18 protein-coding genes are annotated in these 20,239 nt (G+C 73.0%); 4 read left to right on the plus strand and 14 right to left on the minus strand.

Going from position 1 to position 20,239, the window contains the following annotated elements:
• Window positions 1–67: 67 nt before the first annotated feature.
• Window positions 68–1,183: a GuaB3 family IMP dehydrogenase-related protein gene (locus ACGFI1_RS21100; RefSeq protein ID WP_364551093.1), complete on the minus strand. Its 1,116-nt coding sequence runs from the start codon at window positions 1,181–1,183 to the stop codon at window positions 68–70.
• 205 nt (window positions 1,184–1,388) lie between these two features.
• Entirely contained in the window at window positions 1,389–2,885 is a 1,497-nt protein-coding gene (gene guaB / locus ACGFI1_RS21105) for an IMP dehydrogenase (RefSeq protein ID WP_138640125.1), read from the minus strand.
• A gap of 244 nt (window positions 2,886–3,129) precedes the next feature.
• On the opposite strand from guaB, the gene ACGFI1_RS21110 reads away from it, so the two are divergent.
• Complete coding sequence (locus ACGFI1_RS21110; protein WP_089324405.1) at window positions 3,130–3,519, plus strand: DUF5319 domain-containing protein; 390 nt, start codon at window positions 3,130–3,132, stop codon at window positions 3,517–3,519.
• A 30-nt stretch (window positions 3,520–3,549) separates the two neighbouring features.
• Here ACGFI1_RS21110 and ACGFI1_RS21115 read toward each other — a convergent pair whose 3' ends face one another.
• The 4 genes from ACGFI1_RS21115 to groES form a co-directional block, all read right to left on the minus strand.
• On the minus strand, window positions 3,550–4,389 hold the full coding sequence (locus ACGFI1_RS21115; RefSeq protein ID WP_392787209.1) for a hypothetical protein: 840 nt from the start codon (window positions 4,387–4,389) through the stop codon (window positions 3,550–3,552).
• Window positions 4,386–5,081 carry a sigma-70 family RNA polymerase sigma factor gene (locus ACGFI1_RS21120; RefSeq protein ID WP_364551043.1) on the minus strand — a complete coding sequence of 232 codons (696 nt, stop codon included), beginning with the start codon at window positions 5,079–5,081 and terminating at the stop codon, window positions 4,386–4,388. Before ACGFI1_RS21120 ends, ACGFI1_RS21115 begins: the two co-directional genes overlap by 4 nt.
• A gap of 279 nt (window positions 5,082–5,360) precedes the next feature.
• Entirely contained in the window at window positions 5,361–6,989 is a 1,629-nt protein-coding gene (gene groL / locus ACGFI1_RS21125; RefSeq protein WP_138641517.1) for a chaperonin GroEL, read from the minus strand.
• Between the two features lie 85 nt (window positions 6,990–7,074).
• Window positions 7,075–7,383, minus strand: coding sequence for a co-chaperone GroES (groES, locus tag ACGFI1_RS21130; protein WP_089324409.1), 309 nt, complete (start codon window positions 7,381–7,383; stop codon window positions 7,075–7,077).
• Window positions 7,384–7,618: 235 nt separating this feature from the next.
• Between groES and ACGFI1_RS21135 the strand changes: the two genes are divergently transcribed.
• The 3 genes from ACGFI1_RS21135 to ACGFI1_RS21145 all read left to right on the plus strand — a co-directional run bounded on the left by ACGFI1_RS21135 (window position 7,619) and on the right by ACGFI1_RS21145 (window position 12,235).
• Complete coding sequence (locus tag ACGFI1_RS21135) at window positions 7,619–8,845, plus strand: class I SAM-dependent methyltransferase (RefSeq protein ID WP_392787212.1); 1,227 nt, start codon at window positions 7,619–7,621, stop codon at window positions 8,843–8,845.
• 628 nt (window positions 8,846–9,473) lie between these two features.
• Window positions 9,474–11,090, plus strand: a complete 1,617-nt coding sequence (locus tag ACGFI1_RS21140; protein WP_387072264.1) for a hypothetical protein — start codon at window positions 9,474–9,476, stop codon at window positions 11,088–11,090.
• A gap of 200 nt (window positions 11,091–11,290) precedes the next feature.
• Window positions 11,291–12,235: a phosphotransferase family protein gene (locus tag ACGFI1_RS21145; protein WP_392787214.1), complete on the plus strand. Its 945-nt coding sequence runs from the start codon at window positions 11,291–11,293 to the stop codon at window positions 12,233–12,235.
• 252 nt (window positions 12,236–12,487) lie between these two features.
• Here ACGFI1_RS21145 and tsaD read toward each other — a convergent pair whose 3' ends face one another.
• The 8 genes from tsaD to ACGFI1_RS21185 form a co-directional block, all read right to left on the minus strand.
• Entirely contained in the window at window positions 12,488–13,522 is a 1,035-nt protein-coding gene (gene tsaD, locus ACGFI1_RS21150) for a tRNA (adenosine(37)-N6)-threonylcarbamoyltransferase complex transferase subunit TsaD (RefSeq protein WP_171069437.1), read from the minus strand.
• Window positions 13,522–14,013 carry a ribosomal protein S18-alanine N-acetyltransferase gene (gene rimI, locus ACGFI1_RS21155; RefSeq protein WP_301175475.1) on the minus strand — a complete coding sequence of 164 codons (492 nt, stop codon included), beginning with the start codon at window positions 14,011–14,013 and terminating at the stop codon, window positions 13,522–13,524. Before rimI ends, tsaD begins: the two co-directional genes overlap by 1 nt.
• Window positions 14,010–14,678 carry a tRNA (adenosine(37)-N6)-threonylcarbamoyltransferase complex dimerization subunit type 1 TsaB gene (gene tsaB, locus ACGFI1_RS21160; protein ID WP_138641408.1) on the minus strand — a complete coding sequence of 223 codons (669 nt, stop codon included), beginning with the start codon at window positions 14,676–14,678 and terminating at the stop codon, window positions 14,010–14,012. Before tsaB ends, rimI begins: the two co-directional genes overlap by 4 nt.
• Window positions 14,679–14,724: 46 nt before the next feature.
• Window positions 14,725–15,867: a hypothetical protein gene (locus ACGFI1_RS21165; protein ID WP_392787217.1), complete on the minus strand. Its 1,143-nt coding sequence runs from the start codon at window positions 15,865–15,867 to the stop codon at window positions 14,725–14,727.
• A 125-nt stretch (window positions 15,868–15,992) separates the two neighbouring features.
• The gene (tsaE, locus tag ACGFI1_RS21170; RefSeq protein ID WP_138641406.1) at window positions 15,993–16,424 is read right to left on the minus strand and encodes a tRNA (adenosine(37)-N6)-threonylcarbamoyltransferase complex ATPase subunit type 1 TsaE; all 432 of its coding nucleotides are present in this window, start codon (window positions 16,422–16,424) and stop codon (window positions 15,993–15,995) included.
• A gap of 35 nt (window positions 16,425–16,459) precedes the next feature.
• A complete protein-coding gene (locus tag ACGFI1_RS21175) occupies window positions 16,460–17,548 on the minus strand; it encodes an alpha/beta fold hydrolase (RefSeq protein ID WP_392732621.1) in 1,089 nt (362 codons plus the stop codon).
• An 11-nt stretch (window positions 17,549–17,559) separates the two neighbouring features.
• Window positions 17,560–18,684 (minus strand): alanine racemase, encoded by a 1,125-nt coding sequence (alr, locus tag ACGFI1_RS21180; protein ID WP_392787220.1) that lies wholly within the window; start codon window positions 18,682–18,684, stop codon window positions 17,560–17,562.
• A gap of 60 nt (window positions 18,685–18,744) precedes the next feature.
• Window positions 18,745–20,220: an NAD(P)H-hydrate dehydratase gene (locus ACGFI1_RS21185; protein ID WP_392787223.1), complete on the minus strand. Its 1,476-nt coding sequence runs from the start codon at window positions 20,218–20,220 to the stop codon at window positions 18,745–18,747.
• Window positions 20,221–20,239: the final 19 nt, after the last annotated feature.

The following is a 20,239-nucleotide window of genomic DNA, read 5'->3' on the forward strand; positions in this document are numbered from 1 at the left end:
GCAGTACCTACCCAAGAGTAAGGATGGGCCCACCCCGGAAATTTCCGCACGAGGCGTGGGTTCGCTCTCAGTCGGTGGACCGGCGGGGAGCCACCACGACCTGTACCCGCTGGAACTCCTTCAACTCCGTGTAACCGGCGGTCGCCATCGCGCGGCGCAGCGCCCCGATGAGGTTCATCGAGCCGTCCGCGACATGGGACGGGCCGTGCAGGATCTGCTCCATCGTCCCGATCGTCCCGAGATCGAGGCGGGTGCCGCGCGGGACATCGCCGTGGTGCGCCTCGCTGCCCCAGTGGTAGCCGCGGCCCGGGGCCTCGGTGGAGCGGGCGAACGGGGAGCCGACCATCACCGCGTCGGAGCCGCAGGCGAACGCCTTGGCGATGTCGCCGCTGTTGACCATGCCGCCGTCGGCGATGACGTGCACGTACCGGCCGCCGGACTCGTCCATGTAGTCGCGGCGGGCGGCGGCCACGTCCGCGACCGCGGTCGCCATCGGGACGGCGACGCCGAGGACGGTCCGCGTGGTGTGCCCGGAGCCGCCGCCGAACCCGACGAGCACCCCCGCCGCGCCGGTCCGCATCAGGTGCAGCGCGGCCGTGTAGGTGGAGCAGCCGCCGACGATCACCGGGACGTCGAGGTCGTAGATGAACTGCTTGAGGTTCAGCGGCTCGGCGCGGCCGGACACGTGCTCGGCGGACACCGTCGTGCCGCGGATCACGAACAGGTCGACGCCCGCGTCGATCACGGCCTTGTGGAACTGGGCGGTGCGCTGCGGGGACAGCCGCGCCGCGACGGTGACGCCCGCCTCCCGGACCTCCTCGATCCGGCGGCCGATCAGCTCCTCCTTGATCGGCTCGGTGTAGATCTCCTGGAGCCGCTGGGTGGCGCGGACGTCGTCCAGCGAGGCGATCTCGGCGAGCAGCGGCTCGGGGTTGTCGTACCGCGTCCACAGCCCTTCGAGGTCGAGCACGGCGAGGCCGCCGAGCCGGCCGACGGCGATCGCGGTGGCCGGGCTGACGACGCTGTCCATCGGCGCGACGACCAGCGGCATCTCGAACCGGTAGGCGTCGATCTGCCAGGCGACGCTGACCTCCTCGGGGTCGCGCGTCCGGCGGGACGGCACGATGCCGATGTCGTCGAAGGCGTACGCCCGGCGGCCGCTCTTGCCCCGGCCGATCTCCACCTCAGCAGCCACTCTGTTCCTTTCATCGCCCTCGGCGTCAGGTGCCGGAGCACCTTCCCTCGGCGGGCGACGCGGCGATCGCTGCATCGCTCCGACTCGCCCAGGGGGCTCGCTGCGCGATCAGGTTCTCGCAAGCTCGAACCCGGCTTCGCACGCGATCGCGACGTTTCGGTTGTTGCAGGTTGGGGTTCCTACCCTGGGGATTCTATCGGCCTTGGTAATTCGGGGCCTCGACGGTCATCTGGATGTCGTGGGGGTGGCTCTCCCGCAGCCCGGCGGCGCTGATCCGCATCAGCTGGCCGCGTTCCTGCAGCTCGGGGATCGTCCGGGTGCCCGCGTACCACATCGACTGGTGCAGGCCGCCGACGAGCTGGTGCGCGACGTTGGCGAGCGGGCCGCGGTAGGGCACCTGGCCCTCGACGCCCTCGGGAATCAGCTTCTCCTCGGCGCTGACGTCGGCCTGGGCGTAGCGGTCCTTGGAGTAGGACGCGCCGCGCTCGCGGTTGCGCATCGCGCCGAGCGACCCCATCCCGCGGTAGGACTTGTACTGCTTGCCGTGCACGAAGATCAGCTCGCCCGGGGACTCCTCGACCCCGGCGAGCAGGCTGCCGAGCATCACGGTGTCGGCGCCCGCGACCAGCGCCTTCGCGATGTCGCCGGAGTACTGCAGGCCGCCGTCCCCGATCACCGGGACGCCGGCCGGCCGCGCCGCGCGGGCCGCCCCGGAGATCGCGGTGATCTGCGGCACGCCGACGCCGGCGACGATGCGGGTGGTGCAGATGGAGCCGGGCCCGACCCCGACCTTGATCGCGTCGGCGCCCGCGTCCACCAGGACCTGCGCGCCGGCCTCGGTCGCGACGTTGCCGCCGACGACCTGCACGCCCGAGTTGCCCTTGATCGAGGCGATCGTGTCGGCGACGCCCTTGGAGTGGCCGTGCGCGGTGTCCACGATGATGACGTCGGTGCCCGCCTCGATGAGCGCCTTCGCGCGGCGGATCGCGTCCTCGCCGACGCCCACGGCGGCGGCGACGAGCAGCCGGCCGTCGCCGTCCTTGGTGGCGTCCGGGTACTGCTCGCTCTTGGTGAAGTCCTTGGTGGTGATGAGGCCCTTGAGCCGGCCGTCGGCGTCCACCAGCGGGAGCTTCTCGACCTTGTTGCCCGCCAGCAGCCGGAACGCCTCGTCCCGCGCCACCCCGACCGGCGCCGTCACCAGCGGCATCGGGGTCATCACCTCGCGGACCGGGCGGGACAGGTCCGACTCGAAGCGCATGTCGCGGTTGGTCACGATGCCGACCAGCACGCCGCGCACGTCGGTCACCGGCACGCCGGAGATCCGGTAGCGGGCGCACAGCTCCTCGACGTCGGCGAGCGTCGCGTCCGGCAGGCAGGTGACCGGGTTGGTGATCATCCCGGACTCGGACCGCTTGACCCGGTCGGCCTCCTCGGCCTGGTCCTCGATCGACATGTTGCGGTGCAGCACGCCGATGCCGCCCTGCCGGGCCATGGCGATCGCCGTCCGCGCCTCGGTCACCGTGTCCATCGCCGCCGAGACGAGCGGGATCCGCAGCGAGATCTCGCGGGTCAGCCTGGTCGTGGTGTCGGCCTCGCCGGGCTGGAGGTCGGAATAGCCCGGGAGCAGGAGCACATCGTCGAAGGTCAGGCCCTGCGGAAGGAACTTGTCGGGCTCGGCGGCGGGGTTCATGACAACCTTCCCGTATCGGTTGCGGCATCGGGCCAGGTCACAAGGACCCTGTCCCCATGGTAGGGCGTTCACCCGCACCGGCGCGGGCTCTTGCACGCTGCGGCCGCGTGGCCTTGATGACATCAGGAAACACGCCGGACGCCCCTGAGCATTCCCCCGCCCGGCGGACACTCCGCGTAATTGTTCGCGCACAGAGGAGACCGGGGGGTGCACCTTTCGGGGGCTCCGGCAGTAGCGTGGGAGTGTGCACGACGACGCACCGCTCGACCCGTTCGCCGGAGACCCGGAGGATCCGGCGGCGGCGCTCGGCGACCCCGGAGACGAGGCCGCTCCGCTCAGCGTGACGGAGCGGGAGGACGTGCTGGCCGACCTCGCCGACCTGGAGGTCTTCCGTGCACTGCTGGAGCCGCTCGGCGTGCGCGGCCTCACCGTCGACTGCGGCGACTGCGGCAAGCTCCACTACATCGACTGGGAACTGCTGCACGGCAACCTGCGCCACCTGCTGGACGCCGGGCTCCCCCGCGTCCACGAGCCCGCCCTGTCCCCCGATCCCGTCGACTACGTCAGCTGGGAGTACGCCCGCGGCTACGTCGACGGCGTGATCGACAGCGAAGAGGGCCGCGACGAGAACTAGCGCCCGCCGGGGCCCGGCCGCCGGCCGGGATCAGTCGTCCCAGCGCGGTGCCCGGTAGCGGTCGGTCCGGCGCTCCGCCTCCCGCCGCAGCGCGGCCAGGTCGTCCAGATCGAGGACGGGGTCGTCGCCCGGCGCGGCCTCCGGGCGGTCGGACGGAGCCGCGCGCGTGATCCTGACCGGGCCCTCCGGGCGGCGCTCGTGGTGCCGCCGGGGCGGGAAGAGGTCGTCCAGGCGGCGCTTGAGGCGCGTGATGTCCTCGCGCTCCCCGCCGCGGGACGGCCTGCCCGTCCTCGTCGGTTCCGGCACGGGCGCCGGCGCGGCGGACGGCTCCTGCGGGCGGGCGCGGGTCGCGGCGTCGGCGTCGCCCGCGGCGGGCATGGCGGCCGGGGCGGCGTGCTCGGACGCGCGCGGCGCCGGCGCGGCGCCCGTGGAGCGGTCGGCGCCGCCGCCCGCAGCCGCGACGCCGGTGCTGGCGAGGACGGCGCCCGCCACGCCGAGCGCGACGATCGTGCGGGACCCGCGGCGGCGCGGGCCGGGCCCGGACGGCGCGGGCGGCGCCGGCGGGGCGGGGTCGGCGCTCTGCTCGTCCACGTCGATGATCAGCGCGTGCAGCAGCCGCACCGCCGGGTCGGGCTCGTCGCCCGCGCACGCGGGTGGCGCCGGGTGCGGGGCGGCGGTCACGGGCGGGCGCCGCGCCGCCAGCGACTCGATGAGGGCGTCGGTGCGGCGGACGGCCGCCAGGTCCGCGGCCGGCGGACCGGCCGGGGCGCGGGCGTGGGCCGGTGCCGGGGCCGGGGCATCACCGGAGTGCGAGGGCTCGGCCGGATTCGGGGCGCCCCCGATGCCGGTGAGGGGGCCTCGCTCCGTCAAGCGATCGACTCCTCTCTCGCCATCGCCCGGAGCCGGGCCAGGGCGCGGTGCTGCGCGACCCGCACGGCGCCGGCGGACATGCCGAGCACGTTGCCGGTCTCCTCGGCCGACAGCCCCGCGACGACGCGCAGCAGCACCAGTTCGCGCTGGTGCTCGGGCAGCCGCGTGAGCAGGTCGCGGGCGCGCTGCGCCTCGATGTAGCGGACCACCGTCTCCTCCGGCCCGGGCCGGTCGTCGGGGCCGTCCGGCAGGTCCTCGGTGGGCACGGCGGCGCGCACCGCGCTGCGCATCGCGTCCGCGATCTTGTGCGCGGCGATGCCGAAGACGAACGAGGCGAAGGGGCGGCCCATGTCCCGGTAGCGGGGCAGGGCCGACAGCACGGCGATGCAGACCTCCTGGGCCACGTCGTCGGCGATGTGGTACTGCCCGGACACCCGGCCGAGCCGGGCCCGGCAGTACCGGACGATCATGGGGCGCACCTCGGCGATGAGGACCTCGATGGCGCCCGGGTCGCCCTGGACGGCGAGGTTCGTCAGCTCCTTGAGGTCGCCGTCGGCGGCATCCGCCGCGCGCAGCGCCCGCGTCCCGCGGCCGGTGTCGCGGGCGGCGTCACGGGGCGGTGGCGGGGCCGGACCTCCCGAGGGTTCGGCAGCGCGCGCGGTCATGGTCCCGGCGAAGCATCCCTCGGTCACGTCAAGCATGATGCCCAGCGCCGCCGGGCGTGTCTGCCCCGTCGTTGACAACGGAATGGTCACAGTGCTGGAACGAACCTGGGAATATTACGTCATGCGATCATTTCATTGCCACGCGTCACGAAAGATCAAACCGCCCACCGGATAAAGAACTTCCCATTCGGGTACATGCCAGCGACCCCCGTCCACCGGGTGGACGGGGGTCGCGGAGCCGGTCGGACCGGCGCGGCCTCTCCCACGCGGCCGGGGCGGACGGCCCCGGCCGGGACGCGGGATGGGTCAGTGGCCGTGCCCGTGGCCGTGGCCGTGACCGCCGCCGGCGGCCTCCTCGGCCTCCTCCGGCTTGTCGACCACGAGCGCCTCGGTGGTGAGCAGCATGCCCGCGATCGAGGCGGCGTTGGTGACCGCGGAGCGGGTGACCTTCACCGGGTCGATGACGCCCTGGGCGATCAGGTCGCCGTACTCGCCGGTCGCGGCGTTGTAGCCGTGGCCGGCCTGCAGCGCCTGCACCTTGGAGACGACGACGTAGCCCTCCTGGCCGGCGTTCTCGGAGATCCAGCGCAGCGGCTCGTTGAGCGCGCGGCGGACCGCCTCGGCGCCGGTGGCCTCGTCGCCGGACAGGCCGAGGGTGTCGAAGCCCTCCTTGGCCACGTGCACCAGCGCGCTGCCGCCGCCGGAGACGATGCCCTCCTCGATCGCCGCGCGGGTCGCCGAGATGGCGTCCTCCAGGCGGTGCTTCTTCTCCTTCAGCTCCACCTCGGTGGCGGCGCCGACCCGCAGCACGCAGACCCCGCCGGCCAGCTTGGCCAGCCGCTCCTGCAGCTTCTCGCGGTCCCAGTCGGAGTCGGAGTTCTCGATCTCGACCTTGATCTGGTTGACGCGCGCGGTGATCTCGTCCGCGGAGCCCTCACCGTCGACGATGGTGGTGGCGTCCTTGGTGACGGTGATCCGGCGGGCGCGGCCGAGGTCCTCCAGGCCGATGGAGTCGAGCTTGAGGCCGATGGCCTCGCTGACGACCTGGCCGCCGGTCAGGGTGGCCATGTCGCCCAGCATCGCCTTGCGGCGGTCGCCGAAGCCCGGCGCCTTGACCGCGACGGAGGTGAAGGTGCCGCGGATCTTGTTGGCGACGAGCAGCGCCAGGGCCTCGCCCTCGACGTCCTCGGCCACCACGAGCAGCGGCTTCTTGGTCTGCGCGACCTTCTCGGCCAGCGGCAGGAACTCCTGCACGTTGGAGATCTTGCCGTCCACGATGAGCACGTAGGCGTCCTCCAGGACGGCCTCCATGCGCTCGTGGTCGGTGACCATGTGCGGCGACAGGTAGCCCTTGTCGAACTGGAGGCCCTCGGTGAACTCCAGCTCGAGGCCCATGGTGTGGGCCTCCTCGACGGTGATGACGCCGTCCTTGCCGACCTTCTCGAACGCCTCCGCGATCAGCTCGCCGATCTGCGGGTCCTGCGCGGAGATGGTCGCGACGTGCGCGATCTCGTCCTTCTCGACGATCTCGCGGGCCGACTTCAGCAGCTGGTCGGACACGTGCTGGGCGGCGGCGTCGATGCCGCGCTTGAGCGCGAGCGGGGACGCGCCGGCGGCCACGTTGCGGGTGCCCTCCCGGACCAGCGCCTGCGCGAGGACGGTCGCCGTGGTGGTGCCGTCGCCCGCGATGTCGTTGGTCTTGGTCGCCACTTCCTTGGCGAGCTGGGCCCCGAGGTTCTCGTAGGGGTCCTCCAGCTCCACCTCGCGGGCGATGGTGACGCCGTCGTTGGTGATGGTCGGCGCGCCGAACTTCTTGTCGATGACGACGTTGCGGCCGCGCGGGCCGATCGTCACCTTGACGGCGTCCGCGAGAGCGTTGACGCCGCGCTCAAGAGCCCGGCGAGCGTCCTCCTCGAACTCCAGGATCTTCGCCATGCGGATACTCCTCTATTACGCGATCCGCCCCGGCAGCCCCGCCGAAGGCGGCGCCGACCGGGGCGGGTGCATCACGTCTCGGTGATTACTTCTCGATGACCGCGAGCACGTCGCGGGCCGAGAGGACGAGGTACTCCTCGCCGTTGTACTTGACCTCGGTGCCGCCGTACTTGCTGTAGAGCACGACCTCGCCGACCTTGACGTCGACCGGGACGCGCTCGCCCTTGTCGTCGACGCGACCCGGGCCAACGGCAAGGACGGTGCCCTCCTGGGGCTTCTCCTTGGCGGTGTCCGGGATCACCAGGCCCGACGCGGTGGTGGTCTCGGCCTCAAGCGGCTGGACGACGATGCGGTCCTCAAGCGGCTTGAGAACAACCTTGGTGGCGGTCGTCACGATCTGACCTCCCCTTCGATTGGTCCTCGGCCGGCCACGGATGACCGGCCAGCACATGTGACAGAAGAGGCGACCCTGGACCGGCCTGCCGTCGCGGGTGCCAGACCGACCTTGTCGCTGTTGTTGGCACTCTCAGTACGAGAGTGCCAGTCATGGAGACTATTCCGTGCTCGGGAGCCCGTCAACACGGACACGGAGGCACCGGGCGCCGTTCACCTGACGCTAACTTCGCTCCATGGACATCGCGTCGTTCCGGGCCCTGCGCACCCCCTCCGGCCAGGCACTCCTCGGCGAGGCGGCGGCGGCGGACGTCGGCGAGGACGGATTGCTCGCCACGGCGACGCGGCTGCGCGAACGACACGATCCCGCGCTGGTCGCAGCGGCGCTCACGCAGGTGCGGCTCCGGGAGCGGGCACGGGCCAAGTTCGGCCCGGACGCCGACCGCATGTACTTCACGCAGGCGGGCCTTGAGCAGTCCACCCGTGCGAGTGTGGCGGCGCACAGAGCGCGACGGTTCGCCGACCGGCTGGACGGCGCGCGTGTGCTGGACATGGGCTGCGGGATAGGGGCCGACCTCATCGCGCGGGCGCGCGCGGGCCTCACCGGCGAAGGCGTGGAACTCGACCCGTTGACGGCCGAGGTGGCGCAGGCGAACGTGACCGAATTCGGCCTCGACGCGTCCGTGCGCGTCGGCGACGCGACTGAGGCCGCTCTGGACGGCTTCGACGCGGTGTTCGCCGACCCCGGGCGGCGCACTGCACGGGGCAGGGTCTTCGACCCGCGCTCCTACGAGCCGCCGCTCGACGTCGTCCTGGACAGAGCGCAGAAGGTCCCTGGAGCGTGCGTCAAGGTGGCGCCCGGCATCCCGCATGAAGCCCTCCCGGACGGCGCAGAAGCCGAGTGGGTGTCGGTCCACGGCGACGTCAAGGAGGCGGCCCTCTGGCTGGGGTCGCTCGCAGGGGACGTCGGCCGCCGGGCCACGCTGCTGTCGTCCGACACCGACCCGCAGGTCTGGACATTGACCCCGCAAGTATCGGACGGCCCCGATGTCCGCCCATGGGGCCGTTACCTATACGAGCCCGACGGAGCGGTGATACGCGCCCATCTGGTGGGCGAGGTGGCAGAACTGGTCGGCGGCGGGCTGGCCGATCCGCAGATCGCGTACATCACGTCCGACCGGCTGTTCCCGACGCCGTTCGCGTCCGCCTACGAGATCGAGGACGTCATGCCGTTCTCGGTGAAGCGCCTGCGCGCCGAGCTGCGCCGCCGCGAGGTCGGGGTGCTGACGGTCAAGAAGCGCGGCTCGGCCGTCGACGTCGACCGGCTGCGCCGCGACCTCGGCTTCGCCGGGCGCCGGCCGGGGCACGGCGCCGCGCAGGCGACGCTGGTGGTCACCCGGGTCGGCCGCGATCCGGTCGCCCTGCTCGCCCGCCCCGCCGCGCCCGCTCCCCCGGCGGGCTGACCCGGCGGGCTGACCCGCCCGGAGCGGGGCCGCCCGGCAACCGTGCCCAAAGATCTTCCGCGCGGCCGGGCAACGCCAAGCGGGGCCGGGCGACGCGCCACGGCGGTGCAAATCATCGGCGTTTTCCGGCATCGCGTCCACCAGGGATTGCGGGCGCCCGGCAACGCGGCGGCTCCGGCCCCGAATCGGCGCGCCGGGACCGACGCGCCCGAAAACACCGGGACGGGTTCACCGGCCGGGACTTCGGCGCCGCGGAATACCCTCCGAAATAGGGCTTGAATCCGCCCTGCGCCGCCTCGCGGCCGCGGCCGCGCACCGGCGTGCCGCCGCCGCGCCCGGTTCGGGAACTGCCGATGTTGTACGAGATGTACGGACACGGCACCGTCCCCGGCCACCGCGCATCCCCGCCGCATCATGACGATCAAGGCGATTGCCGCGTAGCGGTGATCAACCCCGCTCCCGGCTATTTCTTACTTTCCGCCCCAGCCGGATAACAGGCGCATTCCGCAGAACTCGCAATCTTCTCTGCTACCCGTTTTAGCGGTCCCTCACACGCACTACAGTGGCCACCTCAGAGATTCATTTGCCGTGCGTCATTTCGTCGCGCCGGCACACGAAGGAGCATCGGGTGGAAACGAATCACAACTTCCTGCAGACGGGAGGTCAACCGGTCTCGGATCGGATGCGGGAGTTGCTCGCCCGTGCGGCGCAGGACCACGTCTATGAACAGCGCTCACAGGGTCAGGTCCTGGACGAGATTCGCCAGCGGCTGGAAGGCATGGAGTGGCTGCTCCGCGAGGTCCGCGAGCGGGAGCTCACCGGGCTGACCGGGCAGCTCGAGAGCGTCCGCGGGCAGGTCGACGAACTGTCCGGCAAGCCCCCGGAATGGGCCGAAGGACTGGCCGAGCACATCGAGTCGTTCGGCGAGCGGGTCAAGCCCGTCGCCGAACTGCCGGCGCTGTGGGCCGACGTCGGCGTCGTCGCCGAGAACGTCGACGAGGGCCTGACCCGCATCCAGGCCGTCCTCGACTCCGCGCAGCACATCACGGACGCCACGCAGCAGGCGTCCCAGCGCATGGACGAGATGACCAAGCGGCTCGACAAGCTCCAGGGCAGCATGGAGGCCGCGTCCGTCCGGTTCAACCGGCTGGACAAGTCGCTCGCCGAGCTGGGCCACCGGTCCGAGCGGCTGGAGCACTCGATCAACGGGGTCACGGCCCGGGTCGACCAGGCGCTCGGCGAGATGGCCGAGCGGATGGAGCAGGGGCTGGAGGCGGTCAACGGCCGGGTCGAGGGCGTCGGCGGCCGGCTCGACGGGCTGGACGGGCGGCTGGACGGCGTCGACGGCCGGCTGGAGGGGCTGTCGGGCAAGCTGGAGGGCCTGGACGGCCGGTTCGAGAGCCTCGACGGCCGGCTCGACGGGATCGGCGAGCGGATCGGCCGGCTCCCCGCCACGCTGGAGATCGCCGAGGTGCACCGGCTGCTGGCCGAGATCGCGCAGCGTCCGGCGGCCGAGTACGGCGACCGGTTCGACGCGCTGGAGAAGCACCTCGCCGAGGCGGTCGACCCGCTGATCGAGGAGCTGCGCGCCCGGCCGGACCGCGACGAGGTCAAGGCGACCATGTCGCAGATCGCCGAGACCGCCTACAGCGACGTCGCCAAGCGGATGGACGAGTTCTCCCGCCGCTTCGAGGACGTGCACGAGGACGTCCGCAAGCGCATCGAGAACATCCACGAGGAGGTCGCCAAGCGGGTCGACGTCGCGCTGGAGGAGTTCACCGCGCAGGTCGACATCGTCTCCCGCCGGGTGGAGTCGGTGCACGCGGACGTCACCAAGCAGGTCAGCGGCGTCCACGACGACTTCGGCAAGCGGATCGGCGACATCCACGAGGACGTCACCCGCCAGGTCGGCAGCATCCACGACGACGTCGCCAAGCAGGTCGGCAACATGCAGGAGGACGTCGCGCGGCAGGTCGGCGGCGTGCACGCCGAGTTCGCGCGGCGCGTGGAGAGCATGCAGGACGAGGCCGGCCGCCGCGCCGACGCCGCGCAGGCCGAGTTCGCCAAGCGCTTCCTGCACGTCGAGGACGAGGTGGGCCGCAAGGTCGACGGCGTCCACGACGAGGTCTCCAAGCAGGTCAACGCGGTGCACGAGGACGTGCTGAAGCGGCTGTCCACGCTGGAGGAGACGATGCTCGCGCTCGCCGAGGCCCTGCTCCGGCCCCGCCGCGAGCCGAAGGACTGACCGGCGATCGGAACCATCGGGTGGGGCCCGGCCGCGGGCCCCACCCGAGCCGCATTCGGATACCGGACGGAATCCGCGGTGTTTGTCCGGCAAACGCCCGCGACGACCGGAGATACTCCCGCACCCGACCCCGCTGACGTGCAATTTGTTACGTTCCGTCTTCGCAAAATCACTCCCAATACCCTTCGGAATCCGTTTTCATGGATCAGGTGACTCGCACACCGGCTGCCTGCCTGCCGACCGGAGCCCCGCCCGGCCACCCCACCCTGCGCTGGGTCGAGGAGTGCCTCGGCCGCGGCGCCGAGGTCCGCATGGTGCGGCCGCTCGCCGGCGGGACCGCGCACGCCAACCACGCCCTGCTCGTGGAGAGCGGCTCCGGCAGCGCCCACCGCCTCGTCCTGCGCCGCTGGACGGGCCGCCCCGCCGACGGCCGCGCCGCCCGCCGCTACGGCGACGCCGACTTCTCCCCCGAACGCGAGATCGCCGCGCTCGCCCTCCTCGCCGGCTGCGAGATCCCCACCCCGGAGCTCGTCGCCGCCGACCCCGCCGGCGCCTACTGCGACGTCCCCGCCCTGCTCATCACCCGGCTCAGCGGCCACCCGCCCCGGCCGTCCCCCGACGACCTGCCCGAATACCTCATCCAGCTGGCCGCCGCGCTGCTGTCGGTGCACGCCCTGAACGGCGCGTCCACGATGCCCCCGTACATCCCCTACAACCGGCTCGACGTGCGCCGCCCGCCCAAGCACGCGCTCCGCCCCAGCCTGTGGCAACGCGCCTTCGAGGTCGCGGCCCGGCCCGCCCCCGAAGCGCCCGCCCGGTTCATCCACCGCGACTACCACGCCGACAACACGCTGTGGTCCTACGGCAAGCTCACCGGCGTCGTCGACTGGTCGGACGCCTCGTCCGGCCCCGTCTCCGTCGACATCGCCCGCATGCGCCGCGGCCTGGCCCTCCGCTACGGCCCGTCCGTCGCCGACCGCTTCCGCGCCACCTTCGACCAGGTCTCCGGCGGCCACGCCCACGACCCGTACTGGGACGTCCGCAGCCTCCTCGACCTCCTCCCCGAAGACGACGACCGCGTCCTGGACGAGGCCCAAGTCCCCCTCTACGAGGACTACCTGGCCAATCTCCTCCCAGAATGTTGAAGAGAAGAGCACCCTGAAACCTCAACCGGCGACCACAGGGCGGGCAGCCACGGGTTGGGCGGCCACGGGTCGGGCGGCCGTAGGGCGCCCTAGCGCCCGGAGGCCGCCCGACCCGCCGACGCAGACGACCGCAGCGACGCCACGCACACCCGCACAGGCACGACAGACCTCAACGACGGCGTGAGGATCGCCTGCGTCGCGACGGGGGTTCCAGGGGGTCGCCCCCCTGGGCAAACGTCGCCCCCCTGGGTGTTACAGCGTGATGGTTTCGATGGGGAGGCTGGAGTCTGCCGGTAGTTCCAGGTCGGACGGGTGGCGGCCTGAGGCGACGAGTTCCGAGCCCAGGGCGGCGACCATCGCGCCGTTGTCGGTGCAGAGTTTCGGGCGGGGGACGCGGAGGCGGACGCCCGCGGCCTCGCAGCGTTCGGCGGCCAGGGCGCGCAGGCGGGAGTTCGCGGCGACGCCGCCGCCGATCAGCAGGTCGCGGACGCCGTTGTCCTTGCAGACCTTCAGCGCCTTCTGCGTCAGGACGTCGACCACGGCCTCCTGGAAGGACGCGGCCACGTCCGCGATCGGGACGGGCTCGCCCGCCCGCTCCTTGGCCTCGACCCAGCGGGCCACCGCCGTCTTCAGGCCGGAGAACGAGAAGTCGTAGGTGCCGTCCTTGTACTTGCCGCGCGGGAACGCGATCGCGGCGGGGTCGCCCTCGCGGGCCATGCGGTCGATCACCGGGCCGCCGGGGAAGCCGAGGTCGAGGACCCGCGCGACCTTGTCGAACGCCTCACCCGCCGCGTCGTCGACCGTGCTGCCGAGCGAGTGGACCTCGTCCGTCACGTCCGGGACGAGCAGGATCGAGGAGTGGCCGCCCGACACCAGCAGCGCCACGCACGGCTTCGGCAGCGGGCCGTGTTCGAGCTGGTCGACGCAGACGTGCGCGGCGAGGTGGTTGACGCCGTACAGCGGCTTGCCCAGCGACAGCGCGTACGCCTTCGCGGCGGCGACGCCGACCATCAGCGCGCCCGGCAGGCCCGGACCGGCGGTGACGGCGAACGCGTCCACGTCGGCGAACGTGACGCCGGCGTCGGCGAGCGCGCGCTCGACGGTCGGCCCCATCGCCTCCAGGTGGGCGCGCGAGGCGACCTCCGGCACGACGCCGCCGAACCGGGCGTGCTGGTCGACGCTGGAGGCGATGGCGTCCGCCAGCAGCGTGTGCCCGCGAACGATCCCGACCCCGGTCTCGTCGCAGGAGGTCTCGATGCCGAGCACCAGCGGCTCGTCCCGAATCATCAGTTCTCCCGGTTGAAGCCCATGGGCGGACGGCGGGTGAGCGGGCGGCTCATCACGATCGCGTCCACGTCGGAGGGCTGGTAGTAGCGCTTGCGGAGGCCGACCTTGACGAAGCCGAACCGCTCGTAGAGGCGGTGCGCGGCGTCGTTGTCGGCGCGGACCTCCAGGAACACCGCCTCGCTGTTGCGGCGGACGGCCTCGTTCAGCAGCGCGGTGAGCAGCGCCGCGCCGATGCCGTCCTTGCGCCGGTCGGCGCGCACCCCGATGGTCTGCACGTCGGCCTGCCCGCCCGCGGCGGCGAGGCCCGCGTACCCGACGATCTCGCCGCCGGGCTCCTCCGCGACGACGTAGTGGCGGGTGCGCGGCTGCTCGGCGAGTTCGCCGCGGAGCATCTCCTCGCTCCAGGCGTCCTCGGGGAACAGGGCCTCCTCCAGCCGGTGGACGGCCGGCAGGTCGGCGTCGGTCATCGGCCGCAGGACGACACCGGTCATGCCGGGGTCACCTTCTTGCGGGGCCCCGGCTCCTTCGCGTCGGGGCGGCGCAGGTAGAGCGGCTCCGGCGGGAGGAGTTCGGGGACCTTGAGCCCGGCCAGGCGGGCGACGGTCAGCTCCGCGAGGGCGCCGGCGGACGGCAGCAGGGGCTCATGGCCGGATTCACCCAGGACGTCGGGGTAGAGGGCGGCGCCCTCGCCGACGACGGGCAGCCCCTCGGGGACGTCCGACGGCGGGCCTACGGCGGGTTCGGTGGCGCGCGCGCGTGCCGAGTCGTACCGCGCCCAGTAGACCTCTTTGCGGCGGGCGTCGGTGGCGACGACGAACGGTTCGTCCCGTCCGGTGGCCCAGGCGATGATGTCCAGCGTGCAGACCCCGTGCACGGGGACGCTCAGGGCCTCCCCCATGGCGCGGGCGGTGACCAGCCCGACGCGCAGCCCCGTGTAGGGGCCGGGCCCGACGCCGACGGCGATCGCGCTGAGGTCTTCGGGGACCGCTCCGGCCTCCGCCATCACCTGCGCGATGGACGGTGTGAGCAGTTCGGTGTGTCTGCGCCGGTCGACGGCCTCGGCGGTGCCGCGCGGTACGGCGCCCTCACCCGGAATCCACTCGTACAGCGCCACGGTGACCGCGGCGGTCGCGGTATCGAAAGCCAAGACCAGCACGGGTTGTAAGCCTACCGGTCAGGCGGCGGGCCGTGGCCTCGGACGGTCAGCCCTGTTCGAGGGCCTGGATCACGGTCTTGGCGACCTCGGTGGCCCCGTCGGTGGCCGCCCCGGACGAGAGCGGGTCGCCGTCGTCGGATCCCGCGTAGTGGATCGTGACGAGGACGTTCGCGAGCCGGATGTTGCCGACGGCCTCGCCGGACCCCTGTCCCTTGTCCACGCTGTAGACGATGTAGCCGTCGTCACCGACGTCCTTGGTCCGGGTCTTGTCGGTAAGCTTCTGCCCGGGCAGCAGCGCCTTGCCGGACTCGTCGGCGGTGCGCTCGGAGATGAGCGTCCTGCTCGCGGCGTCCGTGGGCGTCCGGCCCGCGTCGCCCGCGATCGCGCGGAGCTCGACGGTGAGCTGGCGCTTGGTGTCGCCCGCGTAGGCGCCCCACACGCACTGGTTCTGCCGCTCGTTGCTCTGGTAGTTGTCGGCCTGGGTGCGCTCGGAGCCCGGCGCGAGCCGGTCGATGAGGTCCTGGGCGACGATCGTGCAGGCGTCGGGGACGACGCTGCGCTCGCCCTTCGCCGTCGGGGAGCTCTCGGTGGCGCCGCTGCCGACGATCTGGCCGCCCTCCTTGTCGCCGCTCGCGCCGACGCCGGTCAGGACGACGACCACCGCGAGGACGCAGACGGCGATGCCGGCGCCGACGCCGCCGAGGATCGCGGCCCAGCGCCGTCCGCCGCGGCCGTCGCGCGCCACCCGGTGGCTGCCGGTGCGGTACCCGCCGCTGGCCGAGCGGTATCCGCCGGTGTCGGAGCGGTACCCGCCGCTGCCGGAGCGGTAGCCGCCGGTGTCGCGCCGGCCGCCTGCTCCGCCGCCGCCCGCCGTCCGGTACCCGCCGGTGTCGGAACGGTAGCCGCCGGTTTCGGACGGGTAGCCGCCGCTCCCGGTCTGGTAGGGGCCGGTTTCGCGCTGGTAGGGGCCGCTGTCGCTCTGGTAGGGACCGCTACCCGTTCGCCCCGGCCCGTAGCCGCCGGACCCGTAGCCGCCGGACTCATGGCCGCCGGAACCGGAGCCGGACGCGGCGTAGCCGCCCGTGCCGTATCCACCGCCGTCCGGCCGGTAACCGCCGCCTGGCCCCTGGCCACCGCCCGAACCGCGGTAGCTGTCGCGGTCACTACCGCTGCGATGGCTACCACTCACCGGTTCCCACTCCCGTTGAGAATCGATATGTCGTAAGTGAGGCTTGTTCCGGCAAAGAGTACGACATGTGGCCGTAAAGTGGACCACCCCGGTTGGCAAAAAACGGAGAAGTTGCCCTCAGCCGGTCATCCGGCGTCGAGTTCCAGGTCGGACCAGCGATGACCGACCCCGACGATCCTTACTTCGCGTTCCTCACCGGGCCCGTCACCGCGCGAAATGATCACTTCCAGCCGGTCCTCGGCAAGGCCCTCCGCGAGCCCTTCTCCCCATTCCACGATCGTCACCGATTCCGTCATCGACGCATCAAGATCCAGATCGTCGAGTTCCGCGAAACCGCCCAGTCGGTAGGCGTCCACGTGCACCAGCGACGGGCCGCCGGCGAGCGAGGGATGCACCCGCGCGATGACGAACGTGGGCGAGGTGATCGGCCCCCGCACCTTCAGCCCCTCGCCGATCCCCTGCGTGAGCGTCGTCTTGCCCGCGCCGAGATGGCCCGTCATCACGAGCAGGTCGCCCGCCCGGAGCCGCGCGGCGAGGCGCAGCCCCAGTTCGTGCATGTCCGTCGCGGTCGGGACGGTGACGGTGAACGCTTTCACGCGGTTCGCTCCTCCTCCTGCTCGGGACGTTCCTCGGGGCGGACCCGGGCGATCAGCCGCCGCAGCCCGCCGGTCACCACGCCGGGGTACTCCAGCGGCAGCACGTGCCCGGCCTCCTCCACCTCCACCAGCTCCGCGTCCGGCAGCTCCGCCGCGATGCGGCGGGAGTGCTCGGCCGGGGTCAGCCGGTCCCGCCCGGCGGCCAGCACCAGCACCGGCACCCGGCCGAGGACGCCGAGGCAGCTCGTCTTGTCGTGGCCCATCAGCGCCGGATAGAACTCCGCGATCACGTCGATCGGCGTCGCCCTGATCATCTGCTCCAAGAAGTCGACGACGGACGGGCTGACGTACTTGTCGGCGAACGCCATCTTCCGCGTGACGACGAACGCCAGGTCGGCGCCGAGCCCGCGGGCCCGCTCCACCAGCTCCGCGCGGCGGCCGAGACCGCGCAGCGCCCCGGGCGCCAGCGGCCGGACGGCCTTCGCCAGCACCAGCGGCAGCCCGAGCGTCATCTCCGCCAGCTCGCCGCACGAGGTGTTGACCAGCGCCACGCCCGCGACCCGCCGCTCGAACACCTCCGGATGCCGCTCCGCCAGCGCCATGATCGACATGCCGCCCATGGAGTGCCCGACGAGGACGACGCGCTCCTCCGGGCCCGTCGTCGCCTCCAGCACCGCGAGCAGGTCGTCGCCGGTCTGCTCGATCGTCGCCCGCACCGGCGCGCTGCGCCCCGACCGGCCGTGGCTGCGCTGGTCCCAGAAGACCATCCGCACCAGACCGCGCAGGTCGCGGCGCTGGTAGTGCCACGAGTCCTGGTTGAGGGTGTAGCCGTGGCAGAACACGACGGTGGGGCCGGCGTCGTCGGGACCGTCCACCTCGACGTGCAGCGGGACGCCGTCCGCGGCCTCGACCGTCAGCTCCCGCCCGCGCAGCTCGCCGAACGGCTCACCGGCGTCCGGGTCGGGCCGCAGCCGCACCCGGCCCACCGCGAAGCGCCGCAGCCCGACGGCCGCGCCCACGCCCGCCGCGCCGGCGCCCGCGACGACCCCGGCCAGGCCGATCCTGCGTCTGCTCCTGCCGTCCATGCACGCGCCCCCTACAGCGCCCGTCCCGGATACGCCCTCGGCACCCGGGACCCGATGCGGGTGACGATCTCATAGGAGATCGTGCCCAAGGCGTCCGCCCACTCCTGCGCGGTCGGCTCGCCGCGGTCGCCCGGCCCGAACAGGATGACCTCGTCACCCGCCGTCAGCCGGTCGTCGCCGAGGTCGATGACGAACTGGTCCATGCAGACCCGCCCGGCGATCGTCCTGCGGCGCCCACCCGCGAGGACCTCCAGGAGATTGGACCCGTTCCGGGGGATCCCGTCGCCGTACCCGACGGGCACCACGGCCAGGTTGGCGGCCGCTCGCGTGGTGTAGGTGTGACCGTACGACACTCCGCGGCCTGCTGGGACCCGCTTGACCAGGGCCGCGTCCGCCACCAGCGTCATCGCCGGGCGCAGCCCGAACGTCCCGAGCCGGGGCACCGGCGTCAGCCCGTAGGTCGCGATCCCGGGACGGACGAGGTCGAACCGCGCCTCCGGCAGGGTCAGCGCCGCCGCCGAATTGGCGATGTGCCGGACCTCGAACCGCGCGCCCGCCTTCTCCGCGTGCGCCGCCATCTCGGTGAACGCGCCGAGCTGCGCCGCGATCGACGGATGGCCGGGCTCGTCCGCGCAGGCGAAGTGCGACATGACCCCGACGACCCGCACCTGCCCGGCGGCCTCCGCCTTCAGCGCCGCGTCGACCAGCGCCTCCCAGTCCGCACCGCTCGCCCCGCCCCGGGTCATGCCCGTGTCGGCCTTCAGATGGATCCGCGCCTGCCGCCCGGCCCGCTCCGCCGCCCGGACGACCTCGTCCAGCAGCCAGACCGCCCCCACGGTGAGGTCGACGTCCTTCGCGACGGCCTCCGCGTACGGCTCGCCGGGCACCCCGATGCACACCAGCGTCCGGACCGTGACACCGGCGTCCCGCAGCCGCAGCGCCTCGGCCAGCTTCGCGACCCCGAGCCACGACGCACCGCCCGCGAGCGCCGCCCCCGCCGCCTCGACCAGCCCGTGCCCGTACGCCTCGGCCTTCACCATCGCCATGACCTCGGCCCCCCGCGCCCGCTCGCGCAGCAGCCCGACGTTGTCGCCGATGGCGCCCAGATCAACACGCGCCTCCGCAGGAACCCTCATGACTCTAAGTGTGCCGCTCAAGACCCCATGTCCGCGCACCGTCGCACAGGTGGTGTGTGGTTACCGGGTGATGGTGCGGAAGGCGGCGGGGAGGGAGTTGATGACGTCGTGGGCGCTTATGGGGGATTCGGCGCCTGGGGTGGGGGCCGCGGCCAGGCGGGCGGCCAGGCCGTGGAGGTAGGCGCCTGCCGTGGCGGCGTCCAGGGCGGGGAGGCCGCCGGCCAGGAGGGCGCCTATCAGGCCGGACAGGACGTCGCCCGTGCCGGCGGTGGCTAGGCGGGGGGTGCCTGTGGGGTTGACCCTGACTGGGCGGTCGGCCTCTGCGATCAGCGTCGTCGAGCCCTTGAGCAGGACGGTCGCGGAGAGTTCGGCGGCGGCGCGGCGGACGTGGTCGAGGCGGGCGGCCTCGATGGCGGCGCGGTCGGCGGCGATCAGGCGGGACAGCTCGCCCGCGTGCGGGGTGAGGACGGTCGGCGCGGCGCGGGCCAGCAGGTCGCGGCGGCGGGACAGGACGGTGAGGCCGTCGGCGTCGACGAGGACGGGCAGGTCGGTGGACAGGACCGCTTCGAGGAGGGACTCGGCGGCGTCGTCCGTGCCGAGGCCGGGGCCGACGACCCAGGACTGGACGCGGCCGATGCGCTCCAGGACCTTGGCGTCGTGGCGGCCGGGGTCGATGACCGTGGTGACGGCCTCGGGCCAGCGGTGCCGGACGAGTTCGACCGGGTGCGCGACGGAGGCGAAGCGGACCATGCCCGCGCCGCCGTGGACGGCGCCGCCGGTGCACAGGACGGCGGCGCCGGTGAACTCGTCGCCGCCCGCGAGGACGCCGACGACGCCGCGCCGGTACTTGTCGGACTCGGCGCCCGGCTCGGGCGGCTGGACGTCGGCCGGGCGCGGCGCGACGACGTCCGGGTCGGGCAGGTCGGGGCCGAGCCCGATGTCGACCAGTTCGACCACTCCGCAGTGGGACGCTCCGGGGTCGATGAGAAGGCCCGGCTTGTACGTGCCGAAGGTGACGGTGACGTCGGCGTGGACGGCGGCGCCGTCGACGCGGCCGGTGCTCGCGTCCACGCCGCTCGGCACGTCGCAGGCGACGACGAGGGCGGCGGACTCGGCGGCGAGCGCGGCGTAGCGGGCGTGCGGGTCGCGGAGGCCGCCGGTGCCGCCGATGCCGGTGAGGCCGTCGATGACCAGGTCGGCGCCGGCGATGGCGGCCTCCGCGCCGGTGGGCAGGAGGCGGCCGCCGGCGGCGAGGAGGTCGGCCAGCCCGGCTTCGTGGATCTTGGAACCGGCCTGCACGGCGTGGACGCGGGCGCCGCGCCGGGCGAGGCGCGCGCCGGCGTAGAGGGCGTCGCCGCCGTTGTCGCCGCCGCCGATCAGCAGGACGATGCGGGAGCCGTACACGGCGGGCAGGAGGCGGGCGCAGACCGAGGCGAGGCCGGCGGCGGCGCGCTGCATGAGGGCGCCGTCGGGGACGCGGGCCATCAGGGCCCGCTCCGCCGCCCGGACCTTGCCGACCTCGTGCGCGTACCTCATCCCCGGCTCCCCCGCTCGG

Origin of the sequence: Actinomadura geliboluensis (assembly GCF_043197915.1) — a bacterium.
Taxonomy (GTDB): domain Bacteria; phylum Actinomycetota; class Actinomycetes; order Streptosporangiales; family Streptosporangiaceae; genus Spirillospora; species Spirillospora geliboluensis.

What these genes read in the sequence shown, in the direction of transcription:
- groL (WP_138641517.1), bottom strand. Translation starts at nt 6,989, where the DNA reads ATGGCGAAGATCCTGGAGTTCGAGGAGGACGCTCGCCGGGCTCTTGAG.
- ACGFI1_RS21135 (WP_392787212.1), top strand. Translation starts at nt 7,619, where the DNA reads ATGGACATCGCGTCGTTCCGGGCCCTGCGCACCCCCTCCGGCCAGGCA.
- alr (WP_392787220.1), bottom strand. Translation starts at nt 18,684, where the DNA reads ATGAGGGTTCCTGCGGAGGCGCGTGTTGATCTGGGCGCCATCGGCGAC.
- ACGFI1_RS21185 (WP_392787223.1), bottom strand. Translation starts at nt 20,220, where the DNA reads ATGAGGTACGCGCACGAGGTCGGCAAGGTCCGGGCGGCGGAGCGGGCC.
- guaB (WP_138640125.1), bottom strand. Translation starts at nt 2,885, where the DNA reads ATGAACCCCGCCGCCGAGCCCGACAAGTTCCTTCCGCAGGGCCTGACC.
- tsaD (WP_171069437.1), bottom strand. Translation starts at nt 13,522, where the DNA reads ATGATTCGGGACGAGCCGCTGGTGCTCGGCATCGAGACCTCCTGCGAC.
- tsaE (WP_138641406.1), bottom strand. Translation starts at nt 16,424, where the DNA reads ATGCACGAACTGGGGCTGCGCCTCGCCGCGCGGCTCCGGGCGGGCGAC.
- ACGFI1_RS21145 (WP_392787214.1), top strand. Translation starts at nt 11,291, where the DNA reads ATGGATCAGGTGACTCGCACACCGGCTGCCTGCCTGCCGACCGGAGCC.
- ACGFI1_RS21175 (WP_392732621.1), bottom strand. Translation starts at nt 17,548, where the DNA reads ATGGACGGCAGGAGCAGACGCAGGATCGGCCTGGCCGGGGTCGTCGCG.
- rimI (WP_301175475.1), bottom strand. Translation starts at nt 14,013, where the DNA reads ATGACCGGTGTCGTCCTGCGGCCGATGACCGACGCCGACCTGCCGGCC.